Raw genomic sequence first — 15,515 nt, forward strand, 5'->3', positions numbered from 1 at the left:
AATTGTAATTGCGAACCTTGTAATAACGGAAGATGTGCAGACTGTACTTGCCAAAATTGCACTTGCAGCAATTGTAATTGTTAAACCTAAAATCGGCTTAAGTTTTTTTGAAAATTTAAGCTGATTTTTTTATATTAAAATATGACTACAAAGCACGTTTGGGATACCTATGCGCAAGATATAAAACGTTTTATCTTAAGTAAAACTAAAGATGAAAGCGTTGCAGATGATATTTTGCAAGAGACTTTTATAAAAGTACATACCAAATTACAAACCTTGAAGAATGATGATAAACTAAAACCATGGTTATTTTCTGTCGCGCGCTATACGCTTATGGACTATTTTAAAACTAAAAAAATTAAAGTAGAGCTAAATGATTTTGAAGTAACAGACACTCTAGAAAACCATGAGCATACAGAAAAAGATTGCTTAAGAGGTATTTTAGTCAATCTTCCTAAAAAATACAGAGAACCTATTTTCTTGTCAGACATTATGGGTTTAAAACAAAAAGAAGTCGCTAAGCGTTTAAACCTTTCATTATCTACCGTAAAATCTCAAATACAACGTGGCAGAAAACAAATAGCACAAGGTTTTATGGATTGTTGTGGTTACGAAATGAACAATGATGGTTACTTAGTTGGCGAATTAAAGGACAAGGACGATTGTAAGATTTGCAATTAAAGCGTCATCATCCAATTACGTTGTAACTTTCTAAATACTCTAAGTTCTTTTTTTAACAACGGAAGAAAGTCTTTACCATTACTATTACACCTTTCTAGTCTTTTACAGTTTCTGTAAAGTCTATTAGTTAATCGTCTAACAGATGCAGCATGTTTGTGTTTTTTATCAGAATGGCGTTGCAATTCGGCATTAATAATTTCTGGAGCTAGAGATTCAGATTGTTGCACAATATCTCCAGAAAAATAGATGTTGTTATCCTCTTTTCCATCTTCATATAAATAGGCTAAATCTTGATTTAAATAAGACGAAATACTTCTAGACAGTGTAAAAATTTGTATAGCCTGTTTGTAAACTGGTAAATCTGATAGGTGTGAAGGGACTTGAGCCGACATTTTAATTTTTCTTTTTACCAAAATTACTAACATGATAACGTTTTCGTCTTTAGATGTTAAAGTAAAGCTATATATTTGCTTTAATAATTAAATTATTTTTTGAAAATTCTTTAGAAATGAATATAGATAATCTTAACTGGAAGATTTTGAGGTGTTTACAGCAAAATGCTAGGCAATCTAATGCAGAAATAGGAAGGCAGGTTGGTATAACTTCTCCTGCAGTTTCTGAACGTATAAAGAAGATGGAAGATTTAGGAATTATCCAAAATCATATTACATTAATATCTCCTTTTGAAGTTGGTTATCAATTAAAAGCCTTAATTACATTACAAGCTTTTATGGGAAAACTAAAACCGTTTTTAGAAAAGGTAAAAACGTTTGATGAAGTTGTTAATTGCTATCGAATTACTGGTAACGAAAACATCGTTATGGAAGTAATCCTAAAAAACCAAAAGCACTTAGAGAGTTTTATTGATCAATTAATTGTTTATGGCGAATGTAAAACGCAAATTATCTTATCTCATGTGGTAAAAAACAATGCGATAAAAAAGCTTTAGCTTTCAGAGGCAATATCTTCTGCAATTAGTTTTGCATGAATGCGAGAGTTCTCTATAAACCATTTATGTGTTTCCATACCGCCACAAATAACACCAGCAAGATACAGTCCTTCAACGTTAGATTCCATAGTATCTGGATTATAATTTGGGATGTGTTTTTTGTCTTCAGAAAATTTAATTCCAGCTTGATCTAAAAACTTAAAGTTAGGTTGGTAACCAGTTAAAGCAATAACATAATCGTTTGGTAAGGTAATTTGACCTTCCGGTGTTTTAATTTTAATTTGGTGTTCTTCAATTTTAGTGATTTCAGAATTAAAATAAGCTTTAATGCTACCTTCTTCAATTCGGTTTAAAATATCTGGTCTTACCCAATATTTAACGCGTTCGCCAATAGATTCGCCTCTAACAATCATAGTTACGTTTCCGCCTTTACGGTAAATTTCTAAAGCAGCATCTACAGACGAGTTACTTGCACCAACAACTGCTATATTTTGTAAGGTAAACGGATGTGCTTCTTTGTAATAATGAAATACTTTTGGTAAATCTTCACCAGGCACATCCAACAAATTAGGGATATCGTAAAAGCCAGTAGCTATAATCACCTTTTTTGCTTTGTATTGGTTTTTGCTTGTCTTAATGTTAAAGTCATCATTTACTTTTTTAATAGTAGATACCTCTTCGTATAACTTAATATTTAATTGATTAGATGTCACTACTCTTCGGTAATATTCTAAAGCCTCATTACGTGTAGGTTTTGGGTTATTACTAATAAACGGAATATTATCTATTTCTAACTTTTCTGAAGTAGAAAAGAATGTCATATTTAAAGGGTAATTAAATAATGAATTGGTTAACGCGCCTTTTTCTATTACTAAATAATTCCAGTTACGTTTTTTGCATTCTAAAGCACAGGCAATACCAATTGGACCTGCGCCAATGATGATGATGTCTAAATTTGTCGTTTTCATAAGCAATACAAAGTTAATGTAATTAGATAAAAAAAACTTAGATTAGAGGAAATACATTAACAAAGTTTTAAATGCTAAACTTATTATGTTTTTTTGCTTTTAAAAACTGTTTTAAAACAAAAAGTAAAAACATACACAATGCACCAACTACTGTAAATATGTACCATGTGTTATCAAAACCGTATGCGCTAACACTTTCTAAGCCTGCTTTATGACCAAAAATATGAGCAAAAGAAAACGCAATAGAGTATAATGCCATATATTCTCCTTGATTACCTTTTTTAGCCTGTTGTAAAGCAAATGCGTTGGCAAACGGAAAAGCAATCATCTCTCCAACTGTCATTAAAAACATACCGATAATTAGTATGCCAGACCACGTTGTAAAGTTTAAAATTAAAAGGCTTAAACTTGTTAATAACGCACCAAACCATATAAGTGTTACTTTATTAAATCTTGTGTTTTCTAACCATTTTATAAGAGGCATTTCTAATAAAAAGATAAAAAAACCATTAGCACCTAACAGTAAACCAATTTCAGGTTCTGTTAAAAAGTGACTGTCTCTGTAATATATTGGCATGGTAGAGAAATATTGCAAGAACATAACTCCGAATAAAAATAAAGCAAATAGGAAGATAATAAAAGCTTTGTCTTTGTATGCTGAGTAAGGCTCTTCAACTTTAACTTCGTCTAAAACCTTAGATTTTTTAGGATTTAATAGTTGAATTAAAAGTAAGGTAGCCAAAATGCAAGTTATACCATCTACCCAAAATAATCCGCTGTAACCCAATCCTGCAATTATCAATCCTCCAACTGCAGGACCAGCCGAAAATCCTAAATTAATAGCTAGTCTAATTAATGTCACACTTCGTGTTTTGTTTTCGGGTTTGCTATATGCGCTTAACGCCACAAACATGGCAGGTCTAAACATATCTGCAACTAGCATTAAAACAAAAATACCAATGGATAAGCTAAGTACTGTTTTTAAATATTGCAGGTAAATAAATAACAAACCAGATACAAAAAGGCTAAATACCATAATTTTGTAGTAGCCAATTTTATCGGTTAATTTTCCGCCTAACCAAGACCCTACAACAGATCCTAATCCAAAAGCAGCCATAATCGATCCAACTGTAGACGGAGAGAACTCTAAATCTTCAGTAAGATATAATGATAAAAAAGGAATAACCATCGTACCAGCACGATTGATTAACGTAATTAATGCTAGCCACCAAACTTCTCTTGATAGTCCATCAAAGGTGTTTAAATAAAGTTTAAGTAATCTTTTCATTTTTTTTGGTTGGTTTTAAAAAAGATTGACTTCATTGCTGCTTAAAAATAGAAAAGTCCAACAATGAAGCTGGACTTTTTATATTCTTAAAATTGATATCTAAATCATCAAAACATATAAAGCGTCCTTCTTCTATTGCAATCCTTGATAGAAGTGGTTTGTTGCTTACAATATGTGTTGACTCTTTTCATTCTTTTCTTAAAAGTTTAAATCAAAGCTAAGTAAAATTTTTAATAAGTCGTATTTTTGAAACTAAATAATTTAATTTTTTAAAAATGAAAAACTTCTTTTCTATTTTCTGTGTTGTACTAATAATTTTTAACTGTAAAGAAGGTAAACAACCAATTTTAGGAGCAACTGATTGGCAAAAAGATCAAAACGCCATGTTTAAAGATGCTTCTAAATCGCCTTTAAAAGATAGAGATAGACAAAATTTTAAAGGTTTAGATTTTTTTCAATTTGATAGTACTTTTGTTGCTAAAGCAACATTAAAACGCACACCAAACTCTAAATGGTTTAAAATGAAAAGGACCTTAAATGAAACTACAGACGAGCGTGTTTATGGTGTTTTAAACTTTCAATTAAAAGGAAAAGCATATACACTTAATGTCTATCAAGGTAAAGAGTTAATGACAAAAGAAGGCTTTGAGGATTATTTATTCTTACCTTTTTTGGATGATACTAACGGAGATACAACATATGGCGGCGGTCGTTATATAGATTTAAGAATACCAGAAGGTAATGCTATAGACATAGATTTTAACAAAGCGTACAATCCTTATTGCGCTTATAACGAAAAATTTTCTTGCCCAATTGTTCCAAGAGAAAATTATCTTGATGTTGCTGTAAAAGCTGGAGTTAAAGTGTTTAAAAAATAATTTATTTAGCTAGCCAAATACCTAAAAATACCGCTAAAAATCCTAAAATAAAACTGGCGATTGTATAGATAGCAAAGCTGGTAAAATCGCCACTTTTTAAAAACAAATGGTTTTCATAGGCAAAGGTAGAAAAGGTAGTGAAACCGCCACAAAAACCAGTTGCTAATAATAAGGTTTGGTTTTGGTTTAAGCTATTGTTTTTTAAGGCATATCCTAAAATAAATCCAATTAAAAGCGAACCTAAAATATTAGCTAAAAATGTACCATAAGGTATTCCTGATTGATTGCTGTTTAGCCATTTACCAATAATAAAACGTAATACGCTACCAAAGCCACCACCAATAAAAACTAATACTAGTTGCTTCATGTTATTCTACAGGCATATAGATTTCTGTAATCCATTTTGCAGGGTTTGGCTCATTTGATGGATCGGTAACGTAGCTTTCAATAGCAACACCATCTTCATCAAAAACAAGATTGTACTGTTCTATATATTTCATGCCTTTATCCCAAGCTTCTTTTAGGTTGCTGTAATCGCCTTTTAGGGTCGTTTTTACTGCTTTAAAAGGTTCTAATTGACCAGTTAAAATGTCGCTTGTTGTAGTAACTACTTTATTTGGCGTTGGCATAGCACAAGAGAACATAACAGTATTATTTTCTTCATCCCATTTGTGATAAATTACAAATGCAGATCCAGAAACTGTTATATTATTTTCTGCGACAAACTGTCCAACTTTAGGTAGCATTTCTGCCATTTTTTTTTGAAAATCACTAATCTTACAAGACGTTGTATTGTATAAATAATAACCGCCACTATGTTCTGTAACACCATTAACTTCAATATTATATTGTCTAATTTGAGTTGTTGTAACGCTATCTAATTTTTCTAATCCGCGCTCAAAATCAGGACCAATCATTTTATCAAATCCGCCAGACATTAAACCAAATACTTTAAACATAAACGGGATATTTTCGCTATTCATTTGCCATTTTACTTCGGTTTTTCCGCCGTTAGTTGGTATAAAAGTCCAATTGATTTTAGAAGGATCATAATCTTCAAATTGTAATTGGTGTTCTATAGATTTTGGTGGATTTGTATTAACAATTTTCATGTTGCCATTTCCGTCTTTTCCTGTCCAGCTATAGCTTGCACCAACACCTTTGGTTTGGTCGTTGTACATAATCTTCATTGTTGGATCTTTTTCTTTCCAAGGAGACCAGTTTTCCCAAAGCTTTAAATCGGCTACATTATTATACACAACTCCAGAAGGCGCATTGATTATTCTGGTTCTTGAAACTTCAAAATTACTAGGTTGGACAGCAACATAAATAGATACTGCAATGATGGCTATTAGTAAGATGAAAAATATATATTTTAAGAATTTCATTATCTGTAAAATTTGTGGTTATTAATTCAAATATAATCAAATTTAATAGGTTAAATATTTATATCTTTAGGCACTTTTAAAAATTTTATTCAATGAAACTAAAAACAATATTTAGTGCTGCATTATTAACTTCACTTTTATTTTCTTGTGGAGAAGACAAAAAAGCACAAACAACCGAAGACACTTCAGTTAAAAAAGAATCTACTTTTGATTATAACGTAGATACTTTTGCTGATATAAAAATCTTACGTTATCAAATTCCAAGTTGGGATAATTTAAGTCTTAAACAACAACAATTAGCCTATTATTTAACCCAAGCTGGATTAGCAGGTCGTGATATTATGTGGGATCAAAACTACAGACATAACTTAGCTATTAGAGCAGCTTTAGAAAATGTTTATAAAACGTATGAAGGCGATAAAACTTCGGCAGATTGGCAAGCATTTACTACCTATTTAAAGCGTGTTTGGTTTAGTAATGGTATTCATCATCACTATTCAAACGATAAGCTTAAACCTGAGTTTTCTTCAGATTATTTAAAGCAATTATTAGCTGATACAGAAACAACTTTAGAAGGCGAAGCGTTTGATGTTATATTTAATGATCAAGATCTTAAAAAAGTAAATCAAGCAAAAGGCGTAGATAATGTAGCGCTTTCTGCAGTTAATTTTTATGGTCCAAATGTAACTAATGAAGATGTGATTTCTTTCTACAAACAAAAAAAATCTCCTAATCCAGAGAAGCCATTATCTTTTGGATTAAACTCGCAATTAGTAAAAGAAAACGGTCAATTAAAAGAACGCGTGTATAAATCTGGTGGATTATACGGAAGCGCAATTGACGAAATTATTAAATGGCTAGAAAAAGCAAAAAGTGTTGCTGAAAATGAAGCTCAAGGTAACGCATTAGGATTGTTAATCGACTATTATAAAACAGGAGATTTACAAACTTGGGACGATTACAATGTTGCTTGGACTGCTGCTACCGATGGTGATATAGACTACATAAATAGTTTTATTGAAGTGTATAACGATCCGTTAGGATACAGAGGAAGTTACGAAACTATCGTACAAATCAAAGATTTTGATATGTCTAAAAAAATGGCAGTGTTATCTGAAAATGCGCAATGGTTCGAAGATAATTCACCTTTAATGGACGAGCATAAAAAGAAAAACGTCGTTGGTGTTACTTACAAAGTAGTTAATGTTGCTGGAGAAGCTGGTGATGCTTCACCAAGTACACCAATAGGTGTAAACTTACCAAATGCAAACTGGATTAGAGCAGCAGTAGGAAGTAAGTCTGTATCTTTAGGAAATATAATTGAAGCTTATAACAATGCAGGAAGCACAGGACGATTAAAAGAATTTGTTCATGATGAAGAAGAACTTCAACTAGAAGAAAAACATGGACAATTAGCAGATAAGTTACACACAGCATTACATGAAGTAATTGGTCACGCATCAGGACAATTAAATCCTGGAGTTGGAGAGACTAAAGAGACGCTTAAAAATTATGCATCTACCTTAGAAGAAGGTCGTGCAGATTTAGTTGGACTTTACTATTTATATAACCCGAAATTACAAGAATTAGGGTTGGTAGACGATTGGAAATCTGTAGGAAAAGCAGCTTACGATGGTTACATACGTAATGGATTAATGACGCAATTAATTCGTTTAAATTTAGGAGATGATGTAGAAGAAGCACATATGCGTAACAGACAATGGGTAAGTGCTTGGGTTTTCGAAAAAGGAAAAGCAGATAATGTGATAGAAAAAGTAACTCGTGATGGTAAAACGTATTTCAACATTAATGATTATGAAAAATTACATGAATTATTCGGTCAGTTATTACGCGAGACACAACGTATAAAATCAGAAGGCGATTATGCAGCAGTAGAAGCTTTAGTAGAAGATTACGGTGTAAAAGTAGATCAAGCTATTCATGCCGAAGTTTTAGAACGTAACAAACAGTTCAAATCTGCACCTTACAGCGGATTTGTAAATCCTGTTTTAGTACCAGAAACTAATGACGCAGGAGAAATTACAGCAATAAAAGTAACACAACCAGATACTTTTGAAGGACAAATGTTAGATTACAGTGCTAACTACAATTTTTTACCAGCACGTAATTAAGTTTTAATTACAACAAAAAAAAGACCTCACAGATTTCTAAAATTTGTGAGGTCTTTTTTTATGAATATGTATTAATTAATAAGTCTACATAAAAATAAATTTAATAGAAGCAATAAGTCCGATAAAAGCAATAAAAGCTAATAAAATCCAAAGTACACCACGATAATGTATTTTATGAAGTTTTAGGTCTTTACGATACATAAAAACCATCACAATTATAAAAGCGATAGCGAATAAAACTCCAAAAATGATTTGCCCTTTACTAAACATAATTTATTTTTAAGCAAAATTACTAAAACCAATACCTCCAAACAAAAAGAATATAAAGTATTATGCAAGATAAAATAGACGCAGTAAAAGCCTTTCATACAGCTTTTAAAATAGGACATAGAGAAACACCGAAAGCCGACTTAGGAACTGACAAAAATCTATTGCGTTATAAATTAATGCGTGAAGAAAATGAAGAATATCTTGAAGCAGCAAATAATGATGATTTAGTAGAAGTTGCAGATGCTTTAGGCGATATGCTTTATATTTTATGTGGCACCATTATAGAACATGGTTTACAGCATAAAATAGAAGAAGTTTTTGAAGAAATTCAACGCAGTAATATGAGTAAATTAGGTGAAGATGGCGAACCAATTTACCGCGAAGACGGGAAAGTATTAAAAGGACCAAACTATTTTAAGCCAAACATTAAAGAAATTTTAGAGAAAAGTTAAAAGCTTGAAGCGTTAAGCTTGAAGTTTGAAGAAGAAGACAGAAGACAGAAGACATAAAAAAAGCAACCATTTTGGTTGCTTTTTTTATAATATATGTCACTTACTTAGCACTTAAACCTGTACTCTCCATCCAAAAGGATCTTCAGCTTTGTTAGTTTGTATATCTACAATACGCTTTTTAATACGCATAGCATAAGAGTTTTCTAATTCTGGTAAGTCAAAATCTTCATCCCTAAATCCAAATCCAGAAATAGGCGAAATTACAGCAGCTGTACCAGCTCCAAACATTTCTTTAAGATCACCATTTCTAGCAGCTTCAACAATTTCGCTAACTTTTACTTTTCTAACTTCTGTTTTAATTCCTTCGTCTTCAGCAATTTTTAAAACACTTTTTCTAGTTACACCATCTAATATACGATCACTAGTTGGAGACGTTAATAAGGTATCTTTTATTCTTACAAAAACATTCATAGCACCAGCTTCTTCAATGTATTCATGGGACGTATCGTCTGTCCAAATCACTTGCTGATATCCTTTATCTTTTGCTAATTGTGTAGGATAAAATTGTCCTGCATAATTACCACCAGCTTTAGCGTAACCAACACCACCATTTGCCGAACGTGAGTATTTTTCTTCAATTAAAACCTTTACTTTACCAGCAAAATAAGCACCAGAAGGAGCTAATGCAATTATAAATTTATATTGGTTTGCAGGCGATGCATGAAAACCTTCACCTGTAGCAAAAACAAATGGTCTTATATATAAAGAGCTACCTTCTTTTTCTGGTATCCAATCTTTTTCTACTTCTAAAAGTGCTTTTAAGCCTTCCATAAAAAAAACTTCAGGAAGTTCTGGAATAGCAAGACGTTTTGCAGATTTATTTAAACGTTTTACGTTTTCCATAGGTCTAAATAAAAACACTTTACCGTCTTTGTCTTTGTAGGCTTTCATACCTTCAAAAATAGACTGTCCGTAATGAAAAATCTTTGCAGAAGGCATTAAAGATATAGGCCCATAAGGCTCAATAATTGGCTTTTGCCAGATACCATCTTTAAAGTCGCAAGTTAGCATATGGTCAGAAAAAATCTGTCCAAAAGCTAAGTTTTCAAAATCGGTTTGATCTAATTTAGAATTTTCTGTTCTAAATACTTTAATATCGTTTTTATTTATAGAATTCATAAATAGGCTTGGTTTTAGGCTGCAAAAATACAGAAATAAGCTTTAAAAACAGTAATTTCGACCTAAAATACTATCTTTGAGGTATAAATAACTAAAACTAAAAACATGAAAAAATATTTTTTAATGATGGCTGTTGCTGTTTCTTTTCTAGCTTGTAAAAACGAAGCAAAGCAAGAAACACAAACGATAGAAACAGAAACAGAAACTGTAGATGTAAATTATAAATCTTTTGGGAAGGAAATTATGGCAGACGATGCTATTGCTGCTAATTCGATGTTAGATCATTACAAAGATTTAAAAGTTGGAGACAGTATAAATACAAAAGTTAAATTAAAAGTAAACGAAGTTTGCCAAGCTAAAGGATGTTGGATGACAGCAGATTTAGGAGATGGTAACGAAGTAAGAGTTACTTTTAAAGATTATGGATTTTTTATGCCAAAAAATATTTCTGGTGAAGAGGTAATTGTAAACGGTCAAGCGTTTGTTAAAGAAATGCCTGTAGAAGAATTACGTCATTATGCAGAAGACGCAGGTAAGACAAAAGAAGAAATAGAAGCTATCACAGAACCAAAGCGCACTTATGCGTTAGTTGCAGATGGTGTTTTATTAGTAGAAAAATAAACATGAAATCTATATTTTACCTTTTAATAGTCTTTATTTTATTTGCTTGTCACGATAAAAAAGACCAAGCACAAACTACTGAAAAAGTTGAGAAAGTTTACGATATGTATACACCTTCTGAGATGGCAAATCTTATGAACGAAATGTATACCTATAACGAACAGCTAAAAAAAGATATTATAGAAGGTAAAATACCTACAGAATTTCCAGAGAAGTTTTTAAACATTCATACCGCGCAATTATCAGATTTTAAAAGCCGAAATGAAACGTTTAAAAGCTTCTCTAATTTATACATTCAGGCAGAAAAAGAAGTTTTTAATCCAAACTCTAAAGTACCAATAGAAACACGTTTTAATACTGCAATTGGTATTTGTATATCGTGTCATACTACCGAATGTACAGGACCAATACCACGTATAAAAAAGTTGATAATTAAATAATTATCATGGCTATAAGTCCTAAAATCGAAGTTACTAAAGATGGTTCTAATACTTTATTGCATCCCAAATTTAACACACATTATCACTCGATTTTTGGAGCAATAGAAGAGTCTAATCATGTCTTTATTGATGCAGGTTTAAAATTTATAAAAACTAACCTACAAAACGATACATGTCGCATTTTAGAAGTAGGGTTTGGTAGTGGTTTAAATGCATTTAATACATTAATTTCTTCAGAAGAATTAGCATTAAACATAGATTATGTTGGAGTAGAACAATACCCAATATCTACAGAAACAGTATCTCAATTAAATTTTCCTAAAGCATTTAAAAGAGAAGATTTGCAATCTACTTTTTATAAAATGCATGATACAGAATGGGAGAAGTCTGTGAAAATTTCAAAAAATTTCACTTTAGAAAAACGTCAACAAGATATTTTCAACTTTAAAGATGAAAACTATTATGATCTAATTTTTTATGACGCTTTTGGTCCTGGATCACAACCAGAATTATGGACAGCTCCAATTTTTGAAATTCTTTATAAATCATTAAAAGATAAAGGTGTTTTAGTTACATATTGCGCGCAAGGCGCAGCAAGACGTGCAATGCAAAGTGTTGGTTTTACTGTGCAACGATGTCCTGGTCCACCAAACAAAAGACATATGTTACGAGCAATAAAATAAGTTTTTATTTACTGTTAAATCCTACTTAAAGCCCGTTTTTAGCTGCTAATTATTGGTTATTTTTGTATAAAATTGAAATGAAAATGCGTGTATTAATAACAGGAGCAACTGGATTAATAGGAACTGAAATTGTTAAATTATGTCACGATAAAAATATAGCAGTTAACTTCTTAACCACCAGCCAATCTAAACTTAGTAAAGACAATAATTATAAAGGATTTTTATGGAACCCTTCTAAAAATGAAATTGATACAGATTGTATTAAAGATGTTGATGTTATAATAAATCTAGTTGGAGCGACTATCTCTAAGCGTTGGACAGAGACTTATAAAAAGGAAATTATTTTAAGTCGTACCCAATCTACACAATTACTATTTAATACATTACAGAATAATTCACATCATATCAAACAAATTATATCTGCAAGTGCAATAGGTATATATCCAGATTCTTTAACCAATTATTATACTGAAGATGAAACTAGTATTAGTCCTTCGTTTTTAGGACAAGTTGTAGAAAAATGGGAACATGCAGTAGATGCTTTTAAAGAGATAGGTGTCGAGGTTTCTAAGGTAAGAATAGGTTTAGTGTTATCCCAAAAAGGAGGAGCACTACCAGAAATGATAAAGCCATTTAAGTTTGGTTTAGGTGCCGCTTTAGGTTCTGGTAAACAATGGCAATCTTGGATACATATAAAGGATTTAGCCAGATTATTTATTCATGTTTTAGAAGAAGAGTTAACCGGTACTTACAATGCAGTAGCCCCAAACCCAGAAACTAACCAAACATTAAGTAAGCTAATTGCAAAAACATTAAACAGACCATTTTTTCTACCTAATGTGCCTAAAGGTATTTTAAAAATGATATTAGGAGAAATGCATATTTTACTATTTGAAAGTCAAAGAGTAAGTTCTAAAAAAATAGAAGCTACAGGATTTAATTTTAAATACTACAAACTTAAAAGTGCTCTAACTGCAGAGTTAAAATAAAAAAAGCCACAACATTTGTTGTGGCAATTTCACTTATAAAATAGTTTCAACTAAAAACTAAGCTTTATCTGCTTTTACTTTAACTTGTAATACTACGTCGTCTTTAATTAAGTAGTCACCTAATTTAGCAGCATCCATTACTTTTCCAGAATTGTACTCAATTCCCCATTCAGTTCTGTCAATCGTAAATTTATCACTAGTAATGTTTAATTCATCACCGTTAACAGAGATATTAGCAGGGAAAGTTACGTTTTTTGTAATACCTTTCATTGTTAAGTTACCGCTAATATTGTTTCCTTCTACATTAGTAATTTCAAAGGTTGCAGTATCATGTTTTTCAACATCAAAAAAGTCAGCATTTTTTAAGTGACCAGTTAATTTTGCATGATTTTCATCGTCTGCAGGTATGTCTGTTGGGTTAATTGTGTTAATATCAAAAACAAAATTACCGCCAACTAATTGGTCGCCTTCTAATTTTGCAACACCTTCAGATACGTTAATAGTTCCTTCGTGTCCACCAACAACTTTGTTTGCTCTCCACATAATCATAGAGCTTTCTGGTACCGCTTTATAATTTGCAGAAGCAACAACTTCTTTTACTTCTTTAGCATCAGAAGTTTCAGCTTTATTTTCATTTTTACAGCTTACAACTGCTAAACCTATAGCAGCAAAAGTAAATAGGTTAAATACTAATTTTTTCATGGTTTATCTTATTTATTTTTATTTGATATGCAAATATATAAAAAATATTCCATGGAAGATAATTAAATAATTGTTAAAAAAATATTGTGACATTTTGACATTTTATTATTAATGGCAGTACTTTTGCCTACTATTGTAAAGTATTTTAAAGTAAGTACAACATGAGTAAAAACAATAAAGAAGAAAAGCATATAGAAGACGAAGCAAAAAATGCTTCAGAACAAGCAGAAACAGCTACAGCAACAGAAGAAAAAACGGAAGAAGTTTCTGTAGAAGAGCAGTTAAAAGAGCAAGTACAGCAAGAAAAAGACAAATATTTACGTCTATTTGCAGAGTTTGAAAACTATAAAAAACGTACCTCTAGAGAGCGTATAGAATTATTTCAAACTGCTAGTAAAGATGTAATGGTTGCAATGCTACCTGTTTTAGATGATTTTGAACGCGCTTTGTTACATATAGAAGAAGACAAAGAGGCAGAAGAATTAAGAAAAGGTGTCTTATTAATTTATAACAAATTAATACAAACACTTCAGCAAAAAGGTTTAGCTAAAATAGAAGTAGAAAAAGGCGATAAATTTGATCCAGATCATCATGAAGCTGTTACACAAATACCAGCACCAACAGATGATCTAAAAGGAAAAATTGTAGACGTTATAGAAAAAGGCTACAAATTAGGAGAAACTGTAATACGTTTCCCTAAAGTAGTTATTGGTCAGTAAAAATATAAAACGCTAAAAGCAAACAGCTAAAAGCAAAATAAATATGACAAAAAGAGATTATTACGAAATATTAGGTATAGATAAATCTGCGTCACAAGCCGAAATAAAAAAGGCTTATCGTAAGCAGGCAATAAAATACCATCCAGATAAAAACCCTGATAATGCAGAAGCAGAAGCTAAATTTAAAGAAGCAGCCGAAGCTTATGAAGTGCTAAGTGACGAGAATAAGAAAGCACGTTATGATCAATTTGGTCATCAAGCTTTTGAAGGCGCTGGTGGTTTTGGCGGTGGCGGCATGAATATGGACGACATCTTTAGCCAATTTGGAGATATTTTTGGCGGTGCTTTTGGTGGCGGCGGATTCTCTGGTTTTGGTGGCGGCTTTGGTGGCGGACAACGTCGTGTTAAAGGAAGTAACCTTCGTGTAAGATTAAAGCTTACCTTAGAAGAAATAGCTAATGGTGTAGAGAAAAAAATAAAAGTAAAACGTAAAGTTCAAGCACCAGGAACCACCTATAAAACTTGTACAACATGTAACGGTACAGGACAAGTAACAAGAGTCACTAATACCATTTTAGGACGTATGCAAACATCCGCACCGTGTAATACTTGCGGTGGTGCAGGACAGATTATAGATAAAAAACCAAACGATGCAGATGCACAAGGTTTAATAATAAAAGAAGAAACTATACCAGTTAATATTCCTGCAGGAGTTGTAGATGGTATGCAACTAAAAGTGTCAGGTAAAGGTAACGAAGCGCCAGGTAATGGTATTTCTGGTGATTTATTAGTAGCAATTGAAGAGTTAGAACACGATAATTTACAACGTGAAGGAGATAACTTACATTACGATTTATATGTAAGTCTACCAGACGCTATATTAGGTACATCTAAAGAAATTGATACCGTAACAGGTAAAGTAAGAATTAAAATAGAAGCAGGTGTACAATCTGGTAAAATTTTACGCTTACGCGGAAAAGGTATACCAAGCATAAACGGATATGGTAAAGGAGATTTATTAGTACACGTAAATGTTTGGACACCAAAAACTTTAAGTAAATCTCAAAAAGAATTTTTTGAAAGCATGAGAGAAGATGACCATTTTACTCCAAAACCAGAAAGAGGAGATAAGTCATTTTTCGAGAAAGTAAAAGACATGTTTTCCTAAATATCACA

19 protein-coding genes are annotated in these 15,515 nt (G+C 31.7%); 11 read left to right on the plus strand and 8 right to left on the minus strand.

Annotated elements, in window-relative coordinates:
• The first annotated feature begins 141 nt into the window (after positions 1-141).
• Positions 142-681: a sigma-70 family RNA polymerase sigma factor gene (locus INR78_RS09160; protein ID WP_223076272.1), complete on the plus strand. Its 540-nt coding sequence runs from the start codon at positions 142-144 to the stop codon at positions 679-681.
• On the opposite strand, the gene INR78_RS09165 is transcribed toward INR78_RS09160, so the two are convergent.
• Positions 678-1,073: a hypothetical protein gene (locus tag INR78_RS09165; RefSeq protein WP_223078052.1), complete on the minus strand. Its 396-nt coding sequence runs from the start codon at positions 1,071-1,073 to the stop codon at positions 678-680. The genes INR78_RS09160 and INR78_RS09165 overlap by 4 nt on opposite strands.
• A gap of 116 nt (positions 1,074-1,189) precedes the next feature.
• On the opposite strand from INR78_RS09165, the gene INR78_RS09170 reads away from it, so the two are divergent.
• Positions 1,190-1,630, plus strand: coding sequence for an Lrp/AsnC family transcriptional regulator (locus INR78_RS09170; protein WP_027880750.1), 441 nt, complete (start codon positions 1,190-1,192; stop codon positions 1,628-1,630).
• On the opposite strand, the gene INR78_RS09175 is transcribed toward INR78_RS09170, so the two are convergent.
• Both INR78_RS09175 and INR78_RS09180 read right to left on the minus strand, forming a co-directional pair.
• Positions 1,627-2,598, minus strand: a complete 972-nt coding sequence (locus tag INR78_RS09175; RefSeq protein WP_223076273.1) for a YpdA family putative bacillithiol disulfide reductase — start codon at positions 2,596-2,598, stop codon at positions 1,627-1,629. The genes INR78_RS09170 and INR78_RS09175 overlap by 4 nt on opposite strands.
• A 67-nt stretch (positions 2,599-2,665) precedes the next feature.
• Entirely contained in the window at positions 2,666-3,886 is a 1,221-nt protein-coding gene (locus tag INR78_RS09180) for an MFS transporter (RefSeq protein WP_223076274.1), read from the minus strand.
• A gap of 275 nt (positions 3,887-4,161) precedes the next feature.
• On the opposite strand from INR78_RS09180, the gene INR78_RS09185 reads away from it, so the two are divergent.
• Positions 4,162-4,764: a DUF1684 domain-containing protein gene (locus INR78_RS09185; RefSeq protein WP_223076275.1), complete on the plus strand. Its 603-nt coding sequence runs from the start codon at positions 4,162-4,164 to the stop codon at positions 4,762-4,764.
• A 1-nt stretch (position 4,765) separates the two neighbouring features.
• Here INR78_RS09185 and crcB read toward each other — a convergent pair whose 3' ends face one another.
• Positions 4,766-5,131: a fluoride efflux transporter CrcB gene (gene crcB, locus INR78_RS09190; RefSeq protein ID WP_223076276.1), complete on the minus strand. Its 366-nt coding sequence runs from the start codon at positions 5,129-5,131 to the stop codon at positions 4,766-4,768.
• A 1-nt stretch (position 5,132) separates the two neighbouring features.
• On the minus strand, positions 5,133-6,152 hold the full coding sequence (locus tag INR78_RS09195; protein ID WP_223076277.1) for an SRPBCC family protein: 1,020 nt from the start codon (positions 6,150-6,152) through the stop codon (positions 5,133-5,135).
• A gap of 92 nt (positions 6,153-6,244) precedes the next feature.
• Between INR78_RS09195 and INR78_RS09200 the strand changes: the two genes are divergently transcribed.
• Positions 6,245-8,284, plus strand: coding sequence for a dipeptidyl peptidase 3 (locus INR78_RS09200; protein ID WP_223076278.1), 2,040 nt, complete (start codon positions 6,245-6,247; stop codon positions 8,282-8,284).
• An 84-nt stretch (positions 8,285-8,368) separates the two neighbouring features.
• Here INR78_RS09200 and INR78_RS09205 read toward each other — a convergent pair whose 3' ends face one another.
• The gene (locus INR78_RS09205; protein WP_027880757.1) at positions 8,369-8,554 is read right to left on the minus strand and encodes a hypothetical protein; all 186 of its coding nucleotides are present in this window, start codon (positions 8,552-8,554) and stop codon (positions 8,369-8,371) included.
• A 62-nt stretch (positions 8,555-8,616) separates the two neighbouring features.
• Between INR78_RS09205 and INR78_RS09210 the strand changes: the two genes are divergently transcribed.
• The gene (locus INR78_RS09210; protein WP_223076279.1) at positions 8,617-9,006 is read left to right on the plus strand and encodes a nucleoside triphosphate pyrophosphohydrolase family protein; all 390 of its coding nucleotides are present in this window, start codon (positions 8,617-8,619) and stop codon (positions 9,004-9,006) included.
• A gap of 111 nt (positions 9,007-9,117) precedes the next feature.
• On the opposite strand, the gene INR78_RS09215 is transcribed toward INR78_RS09210, so the two are convergent.
• Positions 9,118-10,185 (minus strand): branched-chain amino acid aminotransferase, encoded by a 1,068-nt coding sequence (locus INR78_RS09215; protein ID WP_223076280.1) that lies wholly within the window; start codon positions 10,183-10,185, stop codon positions 9,118-9,120.
• 105 nt (positions 10,186-10,290) lie between these two features.
• Here INR78_RS09215 and INR78_RS09220 point away from each other — a divergent pair, with 105 nt between their 5' ends.
• From INR78_RS09220 to INR78_RS09235, 4 genes are all read left to right on the plus strand, one after another.
• The gene (locus INR78_RS09220) at positions 10,291-10,806 is read left to right on the plus strand and encodes a DUF4920 domain-containing protein (RefSeq protein WP_223076281.1); all 516 of its coding nucleotides are present in this window, start codon (positions 10,291-10,293) and stop codon (positions 10,804-10,806) included.
• A 2-nt stretch (positions 10,807-10,808) separates the two neighbouring features.
• Positions 10,809-11,246 carry a hypothetical protein gene (locus tag INR78_RS09225; RefSeq protein WP_223076282.1) on the plus strand — a complete coding sequence of 146 codons (438 nt, stop codon included), beginning with the start codon at positions 10,809-10,811 and terminating at the stop codon, positions 11,244-11,246.
• A 5-nt stretch (positions 11,247-11,251) separates the two neighbouring features.
• A complete protein-coding gene (gene mnmD / locus INR78_RS09230; RefSeq protein WP_255593048.1) occupies positions 11,252-11,929 on the plus strand; it encodes a tRNA (5-methylaminomethyl-2-thiouridine)(34)-methyltransferase MnmD in 678 nt (225 codons plus the stop codon).
• Positions 11,930-12,012: 83 nt separating this feature from the next.
• Complete coding sequence (locus INR78_RS09235) at positions 12,013-12,918, plus strand: TIGR01777 family oxidoreductase (protein WP_223076283.1); 906 nt, start codon at positions 12,013-12,015, stop codon at positions 12,916-12,918.
• 57 nt (positions 12,919-12,975) lie between these two features.
• On the opposite strand, the gene INR78_RS09240 is transcribed toward INR78_RS09235, so the two are convergent.
• Entirely contained in the window at positions 12,976-13,620 is a 645-nt protein-coding gene (locus INR78_RS09240) for a YceI family protein (protein ID WP_223076284.1), read from the minus strand.
• 161 nt (positions 13,621-13,781) lie between these two features.
• Between INR78_RS09240 and INR78_RS09245 the strand changes: the two genes are divergently transcribed.
• Positions 13,782-14,339: a nucleotide exchange factor GrpE gene (locus INR78_RS09245; RefSeq protein WP_223076285.1), complete on the plus strand. Its 558-nt coding sequence runs from the start codon at positions 13,782-13,784 to the stop codon at positions 14,337-14,339.
• A 43-nt stretch (positions 14,340-14,382) separates the two neighbouring features.
• Positions 14,383-15,507, plus strand: coding sequence for a molecular chaperone DnaJ (gene dnaJ / locus INR78_RS09250; protein WP_223076286.1), 1,125 nt, complete (start codon positions 14,383-14,385; stop codon positions 15,505-15,507).
• The last annotated feature ends 8 nt before the right edge of the window (positions 15,508-15,515 follow it).

Origin of the sequence: Mesoflavibacter sp. SCSIO 43206 (assembly GCF_019904215.1) — a bacterium.
In the GTDB taxonomy this organism is placed as follows: Bacteria; Bacteroidota; Bacteroidia; order Flavobacteriales; family Flavobacteriaceae; genus Mesoflavibacter; species Mesoflavibacter zeaxanthinifaciens.